The following is a 17547-nucleotide window of genomic DNA, read 5'->3' as shown; positions in this document are numbered from 1 at the left end:
ACATGCCTATGGCTGCCCCAAATGAAATCGCCCCTGCCCAATTGACCCGCCTGATCGGTATTCCCGGTGCCTCATGCATTGTGGATATTCGCACACCCGAGGATTTTGCCGAGGATCCCTATCTGATCCCTGGCTCCTTTCGTCATGATCCCAAAGATCCCGAAGGCCTGATCCAAAGGCTTGCGGGATCGCCCAGCATCCTGGCCTGCCAGAAGGGCAAGAAGCTATCACAGGGGATGGCCAGCTGGCTGCGGAGCGAAGGCCTGGTTGCCGAGTATCTGAAAGGCGGCACAGAAGCCTGGAAGGCCCTGCCCGCTGCGCCGCGTGTACCCTATGGCGCCCTGCCCGGAAATCCTGACGCTCCCAGCCTCTGGGTCACGCGGCACCGACCCAAGATTGACCGTATCGCCTGCCCCTGGCTGATCCGGCGCTTTGTTGATCCCGAGGCGCGGTTCCTCTTTGTTGCCCCAGCAGAGGTCGTTCTGGTGGCCGAGCGCTTTGGTGCCACGCCCTTTGACACCGAGGGCGGCTTCTGGTCGCACAGGGGGGAGAACTGCAGCTTTGACACCATGCTGGATGAGTTCGGCCTGCATACGGAAGCGCTGGATCGGCTGGCGCTGGTTGTCCGGGCGGCGGATACCAAACAGCATCAGCTCGCCCCAGAGGCTGCGGGCCTTCTGGCGCTTTCGGTTGGTCTCTCGCGCCAGTTCCGCGATGACCACCAACAATTGGCAGCTGGGCTGCCCCTCTATGATGCGCTTTATCGCTGGGCCCGCGACGGCCAGGGAGAAAGCCACAACTGGCCTTCGGAAAAACACCAATGACCCAAGTCTCTTGGCAGGAAATGTTGCGCGTATTCGGAAGAATCGGGCTGATGAGCTTTGGAGGCCCCGCCGCGCAAATTGCGGTCATGCACCGTGAATTGGTGGAGGAACGACCCTGGCTGGACGAGGAAAGTTTCCTGCGGGGTCTGTCCTTTTGCATGCTGCTGCCTGGACCCGAAGCCATGCAGCTCTGCACCTATACCGGCTGGCGCCTGCGCGGCTTGCTGGGTGGGCTACTGGCCGGGCTGCTCTTTGTGCTGCCCGGTGCTTTTGTCATCGCCACTCTGGTTTGGCTCTATGTCCAGTTTGGCACACTGCCCGGCGTACAAGCCGCCTTCTTGGGGGTAAAAGCCGCGGTGGTGGTCATTGTCTTGCAGGCGCTCTGGCGTCTCAGCCACAAGGCCCTGAAGCGCGGCCGAGATTGGCTCCTGGCTCTCTTTGGCTTTGTCGGCCTGTTTCTGCTCGGCCTCCCCTTTCCCCTGGTCATTCTGAGCGCCGGAGCGATCGGCCTGTTGTGGCCAGACAAGGCTTCCACGCAGCTTAATTCCCAGAGTTCGGCCCCTCATCGCAATCCTCTGCCAGTGGTTCTCTTGTGGTCCGCGATCTGGCTCACGCCCCTGGTCCTGCTCAGTCTCTTTGGGTTTGAGTTTCTGGCCGATATCGGATGGTTCTTTGCCAAACTGGCGGTGGTAAGCTTTGGCGGCGCCTATGCGGTTTTGGCCTATATTAGCCAAACCGTGGTGGAGCAGCACGGCTGGATCACTGCCGGAGAGATGATCGATGCCCTCGGCCTGGCAGAGACGACACCCGGCCCCCTGATTCTGGTGACCCAGTTTGTCGCCATGCTCTCAGGCCTCAAGGCAGGTGGGTTCCCACTGTTCCTTGCTGCAGGCGCAACTGCGCTTTGGGCGACATTTGCGCCCTGTTTTTTGTGGATCTTTGCGGCTGCCCCCTATGTGGAGCGCCTTGCCGGCCTGCCCCGCCTGGGTGCCGCACTCAAGGCGATCACCGCCACGGTGACGGGCGTCATTTTGAACCTCATGACCTGGTTTATGCTACATGTTCTCTTTCAGAGAGTGACGGATCTATCTCTTGGGCCTCTCTCCTTCAGCTGGCCAGAGGTTTCCAGCCTCGATCTCCCCGCCTTTTCGCTTGTGCTTCTTGCTCCGCTCCTTGCTTGGCTCCTCAAGGGGCGCATGGTTTGGCTTCTGGCAGCCATGTCCATCGTCGGCTTTGTTCTAGTGCCGGTGCTGCAGGGCCTGTGATCCCAGTTTCCAGTTGTCACCACTTAAGAAAATGCGCTGGGGCTGCGCTCCTGCTCTTTAGTTTCCGGTAAAATCACCTATGCTGGTGCAGCAAAGTAACAGGGTAGCTTACATGTCCCGAGAAATCGATTACGGCAATCTGATGCACAACGCCATGCGTGGCCTCATCCGCAACGTCCTGCAGGAGGTCGTAGATCACGGATTGCCGGGTAATCACCATTTTTTCATCACCTTCGACACCAACCACCCAGATGCCCAATTGGCAGACTGGCTAAAGGATCGCTATCCCGGTGAAATGACGGTGGTGATGCAACATTGGTATGACAATCTGACTGTGGATGAGGATGGGTTTGGCGTCACCCTGAACTTTGGCGATGCGCCAGAGCCACTCTACATCCCCTATGATTCGATCGAGACCTTTGTCGATCCATCAGTCGAATTCGGTCTGCGGTTCGAAACCGCCGATGAACAGGCTGGGGAAGATGAGGACGAGAGCGAAGAGATCGTCGAAGAAGGCGATGAGGCTGAAGAGCCTAAGAAACCGGCAGAGGCCGATGTTGTCTCTCTCGACAGCTTTCGAAAATAGCGTAGCACATTGCTGAGGCAAAGCCAGTTTGAAGACTTGGCGCCGCCTCTCTGCTGCAGCCCGTCATAGGCTCCGATTTGGCCTGTCTTTCCCAAAGGGAGACAGGCCTTTTCGTTGAATGCAGAAATAGACGTTGAAATTCCAGTGCCCTATTCGCACTCCCCAAAAGACTGGCTCAAAGATGAGGTAGGCAGATCAGAACTGAGTTTTTTGAGCGTGAGGTTCCTTGGAAACGATTTTAGGATCGGTTTTGACAACCGATTTTAACACACCACGAAGCCAGCTACTGTCTTTTCAGCGTGGTCTGGATCTGCCTGACAAGCACGCCATTGCGGTGGGCGGTGTAGTCCAGATCGAGGCCTTCAGCGCTTAGACTGCGGTCATATTGTTGCATCTCATAGTCACCGTTCTCATAGATGAACATTGAAAAGACCGTCAGCGTATCCCCCTCGATTCGCGCCCAGACATAGGGCTCCCCTTTCATTGGGTCCAGCTGCACCTCATGGCCAAAAAGGTTGCGCTGCATTGCCGCAGAAAAAACACCGCGCCGATTGCTGTGGACAAACTCCACTTGATAACTTTTTTCCTTTCGGTTCCCTCTCCGCTTTTCCGTGATCGAGCTCCAGCGTACGGAAAACCCCTTTTTTGTCTCGGCAATCTCAACACTCAGGTCCCGCGTACTTGGTTCACCGTCCGGTCCTAAAACTTCTGCTGAGCCTGTATAGTTTCCTAGGAAACCCTCTATCCCGGATGCGGCCAGAGGCAGATTGCTGCCAAGAAAAAAGATCAATGCGCAAAACACAGTGGCGCAGAACCTCTGCAGCCCGTCTAGAACACCAACTGGCCTGTCTTTGTGGCTGTTCATCGTGCCTCCCTGCATTGCGCTGCCCTTCCTCAATTCACGTTCCTGAAAAATCGACCAAGGCTTTGATCCCGCGGTACAAGCATTCTAGCCCCTGCGTCCAGCATAACAATGACATGAAACAATCTATTGTGGTGAATTCTCACTATACCCTCGGGCGCATTTCATTATGCTGCGCGCAACTGGCCAATTGCGCCTGCGACGCGCAGCGGCTAGACGGCATGCAACGGCATACAGACGGAGACAGACACAATGTCCAACACCCGCACCGAAACCGACAGCTTTGGTCCGCTCGAAGTTCCTTCTGACAAGTATTGGGGCGCGCAGACCCAGCGTTCGATCATGAATTTCCCCATCGGCTGGGAGAAACAGCCCGTCGCCATCGTGCGCGCGCTGGGTGTGATCAAACAGGCCTGTGCCATGGCCAACAAGGAAAGCGGCAAGCTGGATGCCAAGATTGGCGAAGCGGTCATTCAGGCCGCCAGCGAAGTGGTTGCGGGCAAGTTTGACGACAATTTCCCGCTGGTGGTCTGGCAGACCGGTTCCGGCACCCAATCCAACATGAACTCCAACGAGGTGATCGCCAACCGCGCGATCGAGATCCTGGGCGGCGTGATCGGTTCCAAGGACCCGGTCCATCCCAATGATCATTGCAACATGGGCCAGTCTTCTAACGACACCTTCCCCACGGCAATGCATATCGCCGCTGCGATGACTGTGCGTGATGTGCTGCTGCCGGGCCTCACCAAGCTGGCCGAGGGGCTGGAAGCCAAGTCCGAAGAGTTCAAGGACATCATCAAGATCGGCCGCACCCATACCCAGGATGCAACCCCGCTAACCCTGGGCCAAGAATTTGGCGGTTACGCACATCAGGTCCGTCAGGGCATCTCTCGGGTTGAGGCCGCCCTGCCCGGTATCTATGAGCTGGCCCAGGGTGGAACCGCCGTTGGCACCGGCCTCAACACTCAGGTCGGTTGGGGTGAGAAAGTCGCGGCCAATATGGCCGAGATCACCGGCCTGCCCTTTGTCACCGCACCCAATAAGTTCGAAGCCCTGGCCGCCCATGACGCCATGGTCTTCATGTCCGGCGCGCTGGCGACCGTTGCGGGGGCGATGTACAAGATTGCCAATGACATCCGCTTCCTCGGCTCCGGTCCGCGCTCGGGCTTGGGGGAATTGATCCTGCCGGAGAATGAGCCAGGATCCTCCATCATGCCGGGCAAGGTAAACCCGACCCAAGCAGAGGCCATGACCCAGGTTGCGGCCCATGTCATGGGCAACAATGCCGCTATGACCTTTGCGGGCAGCCAGGGGCATTTTGAGCTCAACGTCTATAACCCCATGATGTCCTACAACCTGCTGCAATCCATGCAGCTTTTGGGGGATGTGGCTGACAGCTTCACCGAGCGGATGCTGAACGGCATTCAGGCCAACGAGCCCCGTATTGACAAGCTGATGAAGGAAAGCCTGATGCTGGTGACAGCCCTGGCGCCCACAATTGGCTATGACAATGCCACCAAGGTTGCCAAGACCGCACACAAGAACGGCACCACCTTGAAGGAAGAAGCGATTGCCCTGGGCTTTGTCGATGCAGAGACCTTTGACGCGGTTGTCAGACCTGAACAAATGATCGGGCCCAAAGCCTGATTGCCTTCTTTCGAAAATAGGTAAGGAAAGGCGCCCTGGGGTTTCCCACGGGCGCCTTTTTCTTTTTCCTTACGGGGACTAGGCTGGTCTTCCTTAATTGATCGGCTATGCTGAAGGAATGGCTGAGATCGTAAACCTGAACCGCTTTCGCAAAACCAAATCCCGCGCCGAGAAAAAGGCGCAGGCCGATAGCAACGCCGTGAAATTTGGCCGCAGCAAAGCGGAGAAGCAGCAGGAAAGTTCAAGCATTGAAAAACGTGATCGCAATCTTGATGGTCACAAGCTGGACGAGTGACCGGTTCTGATGCAGTTCCAGCGCCCCCAAAAACGCTCGCTCACCCTTAAGGGACATCGCACCTCGGTTTCGCTGGAGGATGAGTTCTGGCAGGCTTTTCGCCAAATCGCCGAACGGGAGTCGCGCCCAATCAATGATCTGGCGGCCGAGATTGATGCAGCGCGTGGTGCCGATTGTGGTCTGGCCTCCGCAATCCGCCTGTTCGTCCTGCGCAAACTCACGGAGAGCTAAACGACCCCAAAAGGAGATTTTCAACAATGAAACTTTCCCAAGCCTCGCAAAGGTGGCTCATCCAGATTTTTCAGTCACAATCCGCGGCCAAAGGAGGCGTGGTCCGGCGCCACAAACGCGATATCATGCGTCACATTGGCTGGGAGAATTTCTGCCAGGAACTGGATCGCCGCGGCTTTCATGCGGTTGAGAATGCAAATCAAATCGTCATTTTCTGTAATCAAGAACCGATCAAGATCATCCGCTGACAAATTTCTTGAAAAAGAAATTTCGGCAAGAAAATTGCTGAATTTTCTTACCTACTCTTACCGACGTCTTGCTAACCTCAACCGTATCCCATTTTTGGCCCGCACAGTCAGATGTGCCACGGGAACGGGATCATCTCCTTCGATCCTCTCCAATTGGAACGCGCGCAGGATCATTGACAAGATCAGTGGCCCTTCAACCATTGCAAACCCTGCGCCAGTACAAACTCTGGGCCCGGCAGAGAAAGGGATATAGGCCTCTCTCTGACACGTCTTTCCATTCTCACTCTGCCAACGCATTGGGTCAAACCCATCAGGGTTATTCCAAAGCCGCTCATGCCGGTGCAGGTGCCAAGGGCTGAGAACAATCTGCGAGCCCTTTGGCACATCTCGATTGCGAAAACGAACCGGACAACTCGCCTCCCGCACCATCATCGGGACCGGAGGGTAAAGCCGCAGGGCCTCGCGAAAGACAGCCCGACTGAGACGCAGCTTTGACACGGCAGCAAAGCTCTCATCTCCGAGGATTGCCGCCTCCTCTTCCAATTTCTCCTGCCATTCCGGATAAAGCGCCATAAGATAAAGCGCCCAGGCCAAAGCTGAGGCGCTGGTTTCATGGCCCGCAAGGAAGAAGATCGCAACCTGATCCACCATTTCCTCGGTATCAAATCCAGTGCCCGTTTCTGGATCTTTGGCGCACATGATCTTGGTCGCCAGATCATCCGGTGCGGTTCCCGCCTTGATCTCTGACATGCGGGTTTCGGTCAGCCGGGTGATCAGGGCCCGGATCTCTCTGGCATTGCTCAGGGTGCCGGGGCGAAAAAAGCGGGGCATCCAGCCGGGCAGCGGCAAGAAGGCCGCGAGATTCAGCAGAGGCTGGCTGCGTTGATAGTCGCGGAAGCGCGAAAACACCTCTCCCGCAACTTCATGCTCGATAGGGATTGAAAACAAGGTGCGAAAGATCACATCCGCAGCCGCGTGGCTGGTGACCTCTTCAATCTCCACCGTGTCATTCTCTGCTACTTGTTTTTCTAGCCTCCTGACCGCTGCTTCAGCCGCGGCACGCATGGCAGGAAATGTCTCCTTTAGCCGCCCTCCTTCAAAGGCCGGGTCAATCAATCGGCGCTGCCTCTTCCAGGCTTCGCCATTGGTCAAGAACACCGAATTCCCCAGCAGAGGCTTCAACCCTTCGGCGATGCGATCAGATTTCGGGAAGAGATCCGGTTCCTCCTTCAGGACTCGCTGCAACAATTCGGGCTGGTTGATCAGGAAGGAACGGATCCTGGGGGCCCGAAATTCCGCCATCCAGGCGCGGTACAGCTTAGCTGGTTGCGCCGAGAGAATGTCCTGACGAAACAGGCGCAGATATTGCCAGAGCGAGACGCGCTCGGGCCGCGACGGAGGTTTGGGCGGCAACATGGTCATTCCAGCGCCCCTACCCCTTCGTTCCTGCGGGAGGTGTATTTTGAAACCGGCACATCAATCCGAGAGGCCGAGGCCCTTCGCCCGGTGTAGCGTGCTGCCAAGGTCAAAGGCCCTGCCGTGATGCGAAAATAGTCGTAGTCCCCAGGTCGGTCAAAAGCACAGAGATACTGGAAATGCAGCCGAAAGAAGCGCCAGCGCAATTCCCCCCAGCGGCTGGGGCTGAGGGTCTGGGTAAAGGCGGCAGAAACAACCACAGGCCAGCGTTTATTGTCCGGTGCCACTCCGGATACAGCCACAGGGTCGCAGAGGGCAAAGGCACAGCCATCACCGGGGGCTGTCACATCATACCAGAAAAGCTCTTCTCTGGTGGAGAGATAGTAAAGATCCCCCCGCAACCGATCCGCCGCTGGCAGGAAAGAGACCATGGGAACCACCTGCCCCAGGGACAGGAAGCCCAGTTTTGCCCCCCTCTCTGGCACTTGGCCTGCGCGGATCAGATCCGCCAGGATCGAAACTGCCAAATGCGCACCGGAGCTGTGCCCGACAATCAGCACCTCATCCAGATCTTCCTGCAGCGCCCTGGCAATCACCCCACGGAACTCTACAAGTCGCTGCTCCAGTTCCGGCGGGTTCGCCCCATTCAGCTGCGCTGAATAGGCGTAGTCATGCATCAGGTAATAGGCAAAGAACTTGCCATCCTGCTTTTGGAACCAACGCAGGACAAAGGGCACGATCAACAGCCCTCCCCAGGCAAGAGTGGGATGCAGCAGAGCAAACCCCTGCCCCAGCCCCCAGGCCAGACCCAGCGCCAGAAGGAGTTGCACCAGCAAGAAAACCACCGGGTAAAGTGCTGCAATCACCGGCCCCTTGCGCAACCGCATCAGACGCCGTAATGCGCCGCTGGCAATATAGATCCAGGCGGTGCGGATCAGTTGCAGATAGGTCTGCAGGATCCCCTGATCCATGCCACCACGCACCAGGTCGGCCCAGTAGAGCACCTGGACATCGCTCTCGACCTCTTCGCCATCGATTGCAGCTTTCACATGCCAGCCATAGGGGCCGTCCAACCGCTTGGGATGCAGTGCAACCTCATAGCCAGAGATCTTGGCCTGTGCAGTACTTTCTTTGCGATAAAGCTCGCGGTAGCGGCGCGGATGAATGGGATCAAAACCGGGGATATAAAACACTCGCCGGTTCTTTACGGTGCCCGACGACGTGCCGCACGCTTGCAGCTCTTCTGAAACCTCTCGCGGTCTCTCCGGGGATCCCGTCTTTGCATCCATGATTCAACCCTGCCTCTTGCGGCGGAGTGTAGGTGGAATTTCGGACAAGAGTAAGGCGACAAAAGAAAAAGCCTCTGTCACCGACAGAGGCTTTAGAAATCGGTTGGCACCTAAGGCGCAGGATCAACCAAGCGTGGCGAGGAAGGGGAAAGCCTCTAGCAGCCACCAGGAGAAGGTCGAGAAGAGCCCGGTCACCAGCATCAGGCCGACGATCAGCAAAAGCCCCCCCATGATCTTTTCGATCAGCCCCATGTGACGTTTGAGCTTGTTCATCACAACCATCGAGCGGTTGAGGAAGATCGCCGCCAGCAGGAAGGGAACCCCCAGGCCAAGGGCATAGACCCCCAGAAGGAGCGTGCCGCGGCTCACAGAGGCTTCAGAGGCCGCCAGAGACAGGATCGCCCCCAGTTGTGGCCCGATGCAGGGCGTCCAACCAAAGGCAAAGGCCAAGCCCAGCACATAGGCTCCGACAACGGACCCACCCGCATCGCCCGCATCCACGCGTGCCTCGCGGTCCAGGATCGGGATCCGAAAGACCGAGAGGAAATGCAGACCAAAGACAATGACCACCACGCCGGATACCTGGGCGAAAAGCTCTTGGTTTTGCAGGACAAAGGCCCCAAAGGCCGAAGCGGTGAAACCCAGAAGGAGAAAGACCGTCGACAGCCCCATCACAAAGAAGAGCGCTGAAAGCGTTACCTTGCGCCGCGCCGCTGCAGTCCCCTGCGCCTCCCCCAGGGAGACGCCACTCATATAGGCCAGATAAGGCGGCACAATCGGCAACACGCAGGGAGACAGAAAGCTGATCACCCCGCCCAGAAGGGCCACGAACATGGCGGGGAGCAGCCCCGCATCTATGATCTCGATTCCAAACATATCTTTCACTTAGCCCAAGGGTGGAGAAAGGTCACGGGGCCTTCATGTCACAACTCTGTGGACAGTGCGTGACATCCGGCTTATTCCCCAGGTTATGAGTGATTTTGACGCCACCCTTGATGCCATCGGGCTGTTGTGCCCTCTTCCTGTCCTGAAGGCCCGCAAGCGGCTACAAGCGCTAGGACCCGGTGATGTCTTGCAAATTCTTGCGGATGATCCGGCAGCTCTGATCGATATCCCGCATTTCTGCGTTGAAGCAGGCCACGCTTTTCTGGATCAGAGCGAAGGCGAAAACCACCAGATCTATCGGATCCGCAAGGGCGGTTGACACCTCTTGCCGCTTTCGCGCTCAGGGGTCGCTTCTGGACTCACGGAAGCGGATTTGGCGCGCCCTCCGGTAGCGCCTCGCAGTCCTGACTAAAGATGTTCTTCCACCCCTCAGGACTACGCTGCCAGATGGAGCTGACAAACATCGCTTCCTCTGCTTCACGCGCCGGTCGCAGGTAGTCCGCCCGATAGGCCAGCAGCAGGCAATCCGGGCCGAGCTGTAGCAACCGCGCCTGGGACAGGGAGAAATCCGCGACCGTCGGCCCATCTGTCAGTTGATCCGCATGGCCCTCCCGCCCAGAAAAACCGCTTGGATAGACGCCTAAGAATTCCGGATGCAGGGCCGCCAGATCCGCCTCAGCGTCGCCGTTTTGCAAAGCCTGCCAGACAGCGGTTTCACAGGCCAGGATCTCGTCCAACAGGGCCTGATCTGTAACGGCTATCCTTGTCATGGCCTCTCCTGTGCTCTGGTGGTGCCAAAATCAAAACAGGCGGCCCATAGGACCGCCTGCTTGTTGTAAATCATGAATTTAGCTCATCGACCACCAGCCGCGCCGCTTGGGCTTGGGGGGGGCGGCAGGTTCCGGCTCCGCGGCGACCAGTTCCGGCTCTGGCTCGAGTGTTGGCGCGGGCTGTTCCTCCACGACCGCTGCAGGTTCTGCTTCCGCAGTAGCCGTTTCGAGCACCGCCACAGGTTCTTCAGCGACGGGTTCTTCAGCGTTTTCCGTCTCTGTCTCAGCCTCAACAGGTTCTGCTTCAACAGATTCCGGCTCAGCGACTTCCGCTTCTTCGGCGGTTGCTTCTTCCACCACCTCAGAAGGAGCAGTCTCCTGCGCGACATCCTCCGCCGGGGCTTCCGCCTCAGCTTCAGGCGCTGGCTCTTCTCCAGGAGCTTGCGCAACCTCACCCGCTTCAGGCGCGCTTTCGTCGACCTGGGTCTCCGCCGGCGCTTCCGCTGCTTCTTCCGGTTCAGCTGCTGCTTCGACTGCCACCGGGGGGGCGGTGTCAGTGGCCTCTGTTGCGGCCTCTGCTTCGGCCTTCACCTCTGCATCAGCGGTTTTATCGCTTGTGGAGACATCTGAGGCGGCATCCGCATCCGCGCTTGCATCAGCAGGTTCAGCGCCCTCTTCGGCAGGTTTCTCAGCGCCCTCTTCGGTATCCGCATTGTCTGCCTTCTTAGAGCGGCCACGTCCACCACGGGTGCGGCGACGGCGGCTTTTCTTCTCGGGCTTGGCGTCTTCTTCGCTGGTCTCACCTTCGGCGCTGGCATCTGCATCATCAGATTCCGCAGCACCCTCCTGAGCAGCCTGATCTTCACCATCAGCCCCATCCTCAGCACCGTTACCAGATTTCCGGCGGCGACGACGACGGCGTTTGCGCTTGGGCTTGTCTTCGCCCTCACTTTCCTCGGTCGCAACAGGGGTCTCTGCGGCGGCCTCTTCTGCTTCGCTCTCTTCGGCATCAACCTGGTCCATGATCGAAGTATCAACAGAGACCACGGGCGCTTCGGCGACAGGCACGATGCGCGAGGCGGTCTTGAACTTCTCGATGGTGAAATCCGGGCTGACCAGATGCATGTCGCCTTCGATACGCACGGACAAACCGTAGCGCGCTTCGATCTGAGCGATATGCTCGCGCTTCTGGTTCATCAGGTAGTTGGCGATGGCCACCGGGCAGCGCACCAACACCTCACGGGAACGACGGCGCGTGCCCTCTTCCTCAATCTGACGCAGGATCGACAGAGCCATGGAGTCATCAGACCGGATCAGACCGGTGCCATGGCAATGGGTGCAAGGCTGTGTCGTTGCCTCGATCATGCCGGGGCGCAGACGCTGGCGCGACATTTCCATCAGGCCAAAGCCAGAGATCCGGCCCACTTGGATACGGGCGCGATCGGTCTTCAGTTTGTCTTTCATGCGCTTTTCGACGGCGGCGTTGTTTTTACGCTCATCCATGTCGATAAAGTCGATCACGATCAGACCGGCAAGGTCGCGCAGACGCAACTGGCGTGCCACCTCTTCGGCGGCCTCCAGGTTAGTATTGAGCGCGGTTTCCTCGATCGAGCCTTGTTTGGTGGCCCGGCCAGAGTTCACATCAATCGCCACCAGAGCTTCGGTCACGCCAATCACGATATAGCCGCCGGATTTCAGCTGCACGGTCGGATTGAACATACCACCCAGGTAGCTTTCGACTTGGAAACGGGCAAAGAGCGGCAGCGCATCCTGGTAGTGACGCACATTCTTTGCATGGGACGGCATGATCATTTTCATGAAGTCCTTGGCGATGCGGTAGCCGCGCTCACCCTCGACCAGAACCTCATCAATCTCACGGTTATAAAGGTCGCGGATCGAACGTTTTATCAGGTCGCCTTCTTCGTAGATCTTGGCAGGTGCGATGCTCTTGAGCGTCAGCTCGCGGATCTGTTCCCACATCCGCTGCAGATATTCATAGTCGCGCTTGATCTCGGCTTTGGTGCGCTTGGCACCGGCGGTGCGCACGATGAGGCCCGCGCCCGTAGGCACGTCCAGTTCAGTCGCGATATCTTTCAGTTTCTTGCGGTCGGCAACATTGGTGATCTTGCGGGAGATGCCACCACCACGGGCGGTATTGGGCATCAACACGCAGTAACGGCCGGCCAGCGACAGATAGGTGGTGAGGGCGGCACCCTTGTTGCCACGCTCTTCTTTTACGACCTGCACCAGAAGCACCTGGCGCACCTTGATCACTTCCTGGATTTTGTAACGGCGCGCGCGGGGTTTACGAGGGGGGCGAATGTCCTCGCTGTCATCCTCATCCGCGACGGATTCAATGGACTCATCCTTGGAGGATGCATCAGCAGACTTGCCTTTGGCGGAAGTCTCTTCTTCTTCGCTCTCATCTGCAGAGGCGGTCGCAGAGTCATCGCCTTCACTGTCAGAGGATGCCGCGTCTTCTACGGTCTCCTCTGCTGCTTCGGCTGTCTCAGCCTCAGGAGCGGCCTCAGCTTCTGCGGCCTCAGCTTCCGGCGCCACTTCTGCAGAGGTTTCGACATCAGCAGTTTCAGCTTCGCCAGCTGCCTCAGCAGGGGCCTCGTCTACTGCAGTCTCAGCAGCTGCCAGGGCTTCAGCTGCCGGAGCTTCTTCTGTTTCCGCTGGAGCGTCGTCGGAGGCGGCAACCTTTTCAGATGATGCACCAGCTTCGTCAGATGCCTCTTCGGGCTCTTCCACAGGGGTCTCCGCGACACGCTCCATGGGGGAAGACCCCTCTGGCACTTCTGCCAGGGCATTGTCCTCGTCGCTCTCGCCATCGACCAGATCGATGGTCTCCATCCCGGCGATTTCACCACCCCCTGCGACCGGCGTTTCGACGACCTCTTCTGGTGCCTCAACCTCTTTGGTCTCGACCACATCGCCAGAAGAGACCTTGGCCGCCTTGGTGCGTGATCCCTTACCCCTACGCGAACGGGAGGGTTTGGAGGATTTGGCATCCTCCTCATCGTCGCGAGCGCGCATCGCTTCCGCATAGGCGCGCTCTTCTTCCATCAGAGCTTCGCGGTCAGCAACCGGGATCTGATAGTAGTCAGGGTGAATTTCAGAAAAGGCCAAAAACCCATGACGGTTGCCGCCATAGTCCACAAAAGCCGCCTGCAGAGAGGGTTCGACCCGTGTTACTTTTGCCAGATAAATGTTGCCAGCGAGCTGGCGTTTGTTTTCGGATTCAAAATCGAACTCCTCGACCTTGTTTCCATCAACCACCACAACGCGGGTTTCTTCCGCGTGGGTGGCATCGATAAGCATCTTCTTTGCCATGTTTCCTTGGTGCACCTGCCCTGCGCAAACCTGCTCCTCCCGTCTCCGGGGGGGCGTGCTTGTAAGGGGGAGTGTCTTGTCAGGGCGATCTGGGACGGCGCGCAGCAGGAGACGGCCCTGGAACTAACGTCCGGTCCTCGTGCCTGCATGCTCTTCGCTCTCGCGCGCGTCATCGCGTTTCTTCTCCGGCAGGCTGGATTCATCCAGGCTCTGCCATTTTTCCCTCTTCGGGGGTCTATCTGCTGCGTTCCCGCAGAGCAGTCCCAAGAGGCGCTAAACTGCTCCGCCAAAAGCGGAGCCAATCGGTCTGCCACAGCTTTCTCGGATCTTGCCGGCCAAAAGCATGTTGCAGCGAAACTCATCAGTAGGGGTGCCGAACTTTAGACACCTGTCCACATTCTCACCATAAGGGCAGCAGCGCGACAATGACAATGGGCATTCGTCATAGCGCAGAGCCAATCGTGAAAATCAAAGGCACTTAGCAGGGCAAAAGGTTAAAATTTGGCGAAAATTATGCATTCCAGATCCTTCTTCACCTAAGCGCCCTCCATGCCAACAGGGAAACGCGCGCGCGCAGATGAAGAAGGCTCCCCAGGAATCAGATAAGGCACAAGTTCGAGAGTATTCCCTTGCCGCAGCGCTCCCCTTTTTCCAAAGGCTGTCGCTCAGGCGTCACCGGAAACACATCAGGGCGCCAAAGGCGCCCTGAAGGACTGTGTCTGCACATGTGGCGAGGGTCAGACCAGATAGTCGGACCGCTGCAAGGCGTATTTTGCCATCTTCTCATTGAGCGTTCGGCGCGGCAGGCAGAGCTCTTCCATCACGCTTGCGATCGACCCTTTGTGGCGACGCATGGTGTTGTCGATCAACATGCGCTCAAAGGCTTCGACATATTCTTTCAGCGGCTTGCCCTCGGTGGTCATCACCGGCTGCATCTCCTCATGATCCGACATCAGAAGTGAGGCAATGGTTCCCGACCCGCGGCGCGCCTGCAAAACCGCGCGCTCGGCGATATTGATCAGCTGACGCACGTTGCCCGGCCAAGGCGCCTGTAAGAGCTGTGCGGCTTCCTGAGCAGAGACTTGCGGTGCCTCACAGCCGTATTCCTCGGCAAATTGTTCGCAGAGCCGGGTAAAGAGCGTCAGGATATCCTCACCGCGCTGTCGCAGGGGCGGCACCGTGATCCGCAGGGCTGCAAGCCGGTAGAACAGATCTGAACGCAGCACGTCCTCGCTGGTTTTCCCCGCTTCCTGCAGGTTGGAAATGGCGATGATCCGGGTCTCCCCCGGCGTACCCTGTTCATTGATCGCGCTTAGCAGCTTGGCCTGCAGCGCCTCGCTGAGGGCTTCAATCCCTTCCAGCACCAGGGTGCCGCCACGGGCTTCTTCCAAAGCAGGCAGCAGGCTGTCTTCGGGCTGCATCGGGCCAAAGAGCCGTTTGGACAGGGCCTCTTCTTCTAGGGCCGCACAGGAGATCAGCACAAATTTCTTACCTGCCCGGCTACCAACCGCATGCAGCGCATGGGCCACCAGGGTTTTCCCCGTGCCGGTCTCCCCATCGATCAGAACATGGCCGTCGGCCTGACCCAGATCGAGAATATCCTCACGCAGACGGTCCATCACCGGGCTGAGACCGATGAGTTTCTTCATGATTTGACCGCCATCCGAGAGTTCCCGGCGCAGGGCCCGGTTATCCAAAGTTAGGCGACGCGAGCCGGTAGCCCGTTTGGCCAGCTCGGACATGCGATCTGGGTTAAAAGGCTTTTCCAGAAAGTCAAAAGCCCCGACCCGCATGGCCTCTACTGCCATGGGGACATCGCCATGGCCGGTGATCATAATCACCGGCAGCGCCGAGTCGGATCCCATCAGCTTTTTCAGGAACTGCATGCCATCCATGCCCGGCATCTTGATATCCGAGATGACAATGCCCGGATAATCCGGCCCCAGAACCTTCAGCGCTTCCTCGGCGCTGGCAAAGGTTTCGGTGTCGTACCCCGACAGCGCCAGCCATTGGCTGATCGATTGCCGCATGTCCTGTTCATCATCGACGATCGCGATTTTCATGGCCTGTGCCATTCGCGTCCCCTCCATAGTCTCGCCGCCTACTCGGCAGCCTCAACCCCATCCACTAGGATGGGCAATTGCATTTCAAATACGGCTCCACCGTTCTGCCCATTGCGGGCCGAGAGCCTTCCCCCTAGGTCGTTCACGATCCCGGAGGAGATGGCAAGCCCTAGCCCGACCCCTTCGCCCGCCTGTTTGGTGGTGTAGAAAGGGTCAAAAAGACTACCAAAATCCTCAATCCCGATGCCATTGTCACGCACCGTGAGGGTCGCGGTTTCACCTGCTGCCAGAAGGATCTCTACCTCTGGGTCATCCACGGATTTGGTGGCATCCAACGCATTGCGCAAGAGGTTCACCATGACCTGCTCCAGACGCATGCGATCCGCCATCACATAGACCGGTTCCTCGGGAAGGATCCGGGTGATCGTGACATGGCGCTGGCGCAGCTGGGGCTCCATCATCGACAGGCTCGAGGCCAGCGCATCGCCCAAGTTTACAGGGCTAAAGGCATCGCCCCCCTTGCGAGCGTAGGACTTGAGCTGGCGGGTAATGGCGCCCATGCGCTCAATCAGATCATCAATCCGGCCAAAGGAGGCCAGCGCCTCATCCGGGCGGTTGCGGTTGAGCAAAAGCCGCGCCCCGGCCAGATAGGTTTTCATCGCCGCCAGGGGCTGGTTCAGCTCGTGGCTGACCGCGGCTGACATCTCTCCCAAAGCGGCGAGTTTAGAGCTCTGCGCCAAGCTTTGTTCCGCCACGGCAAGGTTCTTTTGCATGCGCTCCCGCTCGGCAATTTCCCGCTGGAGGCGCGCGTTCAATACGCGAAGCTCCGCCGACTCCCGCTGGAACAAGGCCATCCGCAGCGCGGTCTTGCGGTTCAGTGCATAGAAAGCCAGCGCCAGAAGAATGGCGAATCCCATGATCTCCAGCGCCAGAACTGCATTCACCTTTTCCCGGATTGAGGCATAGGTGGTGAAAGAGGTCATCCGCCAGCCCCGGAAAGGCACCCGCGTTTCCAGCCGCATGACTGCCTCCCCCAAGAGGTAGGCATCAGGCGGCAGTGCGCTCCAATCGGCGGTGGCACGGATGGCGCGTTGAATTGCCCCCTCGGGCGTCTGGACCTGCAGCGCCTCGCTCTCGGTCAGACCGCGCCAACGCGCCTCTGTGGCCAGAACGATATTACCAGTGCTGTCGGTCACCATGACCGCATCCGAGATCCCCGCCCAGGCCCGTTCAAAGCGGTGCAGATCCACTTCGATCATGATCACCCCGAGCAAGCCAGAGGTATCCACAACCCGGCGCGAATAGGTAAAGCGAAAGCCACCGACTTCACGCTTCATCGCCGAGAAAACAGTTGTCTTGGAACGCGCCGCATCAACAAAGTAGTTTGCATTCCGGTGGTTTTCGCCCAGGCGATTGCGATTGGTCGCGGCCACAACGCGTCCATCATTGGCAATCAACATGATCGAGGCGGCGTCAATCTCATCGACAAAGGAGATCAGGCGCTGGGTGGAGAGGGAAAAATCCTGGCTCTGCAGGGCGGAAATCAGGCTCTGATCCCGGGCCAGAAGGTCGGGCACAATGGCGTGGCGACGCAACTCGCTGACAAGATTTCCAGAGTAAAGCGCCAGACGCAGCTCACCGCGGTTGCGGGTGCTATCTGTAAAGCGGTGGGTAAGCTGCTGATTTGTCACCCATATGGTGACCGCAGCAATGGCCATGAACAGGACAAGCGCCAACCGGGCCTGCCATGGAACAGTACCCGAGCCTTGGGACTTACTTTCTCTCGCGAATGTATCCTGCGGCGTGCTCATAGGGTAAACCTATTCCTGC

The 17547-nt window shown here is 58.2% G+C and carries 16 protein-coding genes; 8 read left to right on the top strand and 8 right to left on the bottom strand.

From position 1 onward, the window contains the following. Positions 1-8: 8 nt before the first annotated feature. The 3 genes from RSK20926_RS03560 to RSK20926_RS03550 all read left to right on the top strand — a co-directional run bounded on the left by RSK20926_RS03560 (position 9) and on the right by RSK20926_RS03550 (position 2675). Positions 9-824, top strand: coding sequence for a chromate resistance protein ChrB domain-containing protein (locus RSK20926_RS03560; RefSeq protein ID WP_008204442.1), 816 nt, complete (start codon positions 9-11; stop codon positions 822-824). Next, complete coding sequence (gene chrA, locus RSK20926_RS03555) at positions 821-2089, top strand: chromate efflux transporter (RefSeq protein ID WP_008204441.1); 1269 nt, start codon at positions 821-823, stop codon at positions 2087-2089. Before RSK20926_RS03560 ends, chrA begins: the two co-directional genes overlap by 4 nt. A 112-nt stretch (positions 2090-2201) precedes the next feature. Then, complete coding sequence (locus RSK20926_RS03550) at positions 2202-2675, top strand: SspB family protein (protein ID WP_008204440.1); 474 nt, start codon at positions 2202-2204, stop codon at positions 2673-2675. A gap of 283 nt (positions 2676-2958) precedes the next feature. Here the strand turns inward: RSK20926_RS03550 and RSK20926_RS23120 are convergent, their stop codons facing one another. Then, on the bottom strand, positions 2959-3201 hold the full coding sequence (locus tag RSK20926_RS23120) for a hypothetical protein (RefSeq protein WP_232281841.1): 243 nt from the start codon (positions 3199-3201) through the stop codon (positions 2959-2961). A gap of 588 nt (positions 3202-3789) precedes the next feature. Between RSK20926_RS23120 and fumC the strand changes: the two genes are divergently transcribed. From fumC to RSK20926_RS03525, 4 genes are all read left to right on the top strand, one after another. Next, a complete protein-coding gene (gene fumC / locus RSK20926_RS03540; protein WP_008204437.1) occupies positions 3790-5184 on the top strand; it encodes a class II fumarate hydratase in 1395 nt (464 codons plus the stop codon). 118 nt (positions 5185-5302) lie between these two features. Continuing rightward, positions 5303-5479, top strand: a complete 177-nt coding sequence (locus RSK20926_RS03535) for a DUF4169 family protein (RefSeq protein WP_037253682.1) — start codon at positions 5303-5305, stop codon at positions 5477-5479. 9 nt (positions 5480-5488) lie between these two features. After that, positions 5489-5710 (top strand): ribbon-helix-helix domain-containing protein, encoded by a 222-nt coding sequence (locus RSK20926_RS03530; RefSeq protein WP_008204434.1) that lies wholly within the window; start codon positions 5489-5491, stop codon positions 5708-5710. 26 nt (positions 5711-5736) lie between these two features. Continuing rightward, positions 5737-5958 (top strand): hypothetical protein, encoded by a 222-nt coding sequence (locus RSK20926_RS03525; protein WP_008204433.1) that lies wholly within the window; start codon positions 5737-5739, stop codon positions 5956-5958. Positions 5959-6015: 57 nt separating this feature from the next. Here the strand turns inward: RSK20926_RS03525 and RSK20926_RS03520 are convergent, their stop codons facing one another. From RSK20926_RS03520 to RSK20926_RS03510, 3 genes are all read right to left on the bottom strand, one after another. Continuing rightward, positions 6016-7380: a cytochrome P450 gene (locus tag RSK20926_RS03520; RefSeq protein ID WP_008204432.1), complete on the bottom strand. Its 1365-nt coding sequence runs from the start codon at positions 7378-7380 to the stop codon at positions 6016-6018. Next, entirely contained in the window at positions 7377-8567 is a 1191-nt protein-coding gene (locus tag RSK20926_RS03515) for a hypothetical protein (protein WP_008204431.1), read from the bottom strand. The genes RSK20926_RS03520 and RSK20926_RS03515 overlap by 4 nt, the downstream gene beginning before the upstream one ends. Positions 8568-8786: 219 nt before the next feature. Then, positions 8787-9539, bottom strand: coding sequence for a cytochrome c biogenesis CcdA family protein (locus RSK20926_RS03510; RefSeq protein WP_008204430.1), 753 nt, complete (start codon positions 9537-9539; stop codon positions 8787-8789). Positions 9540-9633: 94 nt separating this feature from the next. On the opposite strand from RSK20926_RS03510, the gene RSK20926_RS03505 reads away from it, so the two are divergent. Beyond that, entirely contained in the window at positions 9634-9867 is a 234-nt protein-coding gene (locus tag RSK20926_RS03505) for a sulfurtransferase TusA family protein (protein WP_008204429.1), read from the top strand. Between the two features lie 40 nt (positions 9868-9907). Here RSK20926_RS03505 and RSK20926_RS03500 read toward each other — a convergent pair whose 3' ends face one another. The 4 genes from RSK20926_RS03500 to RSK20926_RS03480 all read right to left on the bottom strand — a co-directional run bounded on the left by RSK20926_RS03500 (position 9908) and on the right by RSK20926_RS03480 (position 17528). Beyond that, entirely contained in the window at positions 9908-10318 is a 411-nt protein-coding gene (locus tag RSK20926_RS03500) for a nuclear transport factor 2 family protein (protein WP_008204428.1), read from the bottom strand. 78 nt (positions 10319-10396) lie between these two features. Beyond that, on the bottom strand, positions 10397-13654 hold the full coding sequence (locus RSK20926_RS03495) for a ribonuclease E/G (protein WP_008204425.1): 3258 nt from the start codon (positions 13652-13654) through the stop codon (positions 10397-10399). Positions 13655-14391: 737 nt separating this feature from the next. After that, the gene (locus tag RSK20926_RS03485) at positions 14392-15729 is read right to left on the bottom strand and encodes a sigma-54-dependent transcriptional regulator (protein ID WP_037253676.1); all 1338 of its coding nucleotides are present in this window, start codon (positions 15727-15729) and stop codon (positions 14392-14394) included. 26 nt (positions 15730-15755) lie between these two features. Next, entirely contained in the window at positions 15756-17528 is a 1773-nt protein-coding gene (locus RSK20926_RS03480; RefSeq protein ID WP_037253673.1) for a sensor histidine kinase, read from the bottom strand. Positions 17529-17547: the final 19 nt, after the last annotated feature.

It is taken from the genome of Roseobacter sp. SK209-2-6 (assembly GCF_000169455.1).
Lineage (GTDB): Bacteria > Pseudomonadota > Alphaproteobacteria > Rhodobacterales > Rhodobacteraceae > Pseudophaeobacter.
The sequence above is the reverse complement of the archived record's forward strand: the minus strand, read 5'-3'. Positions and strand labels throughout refer to the sequence as shown.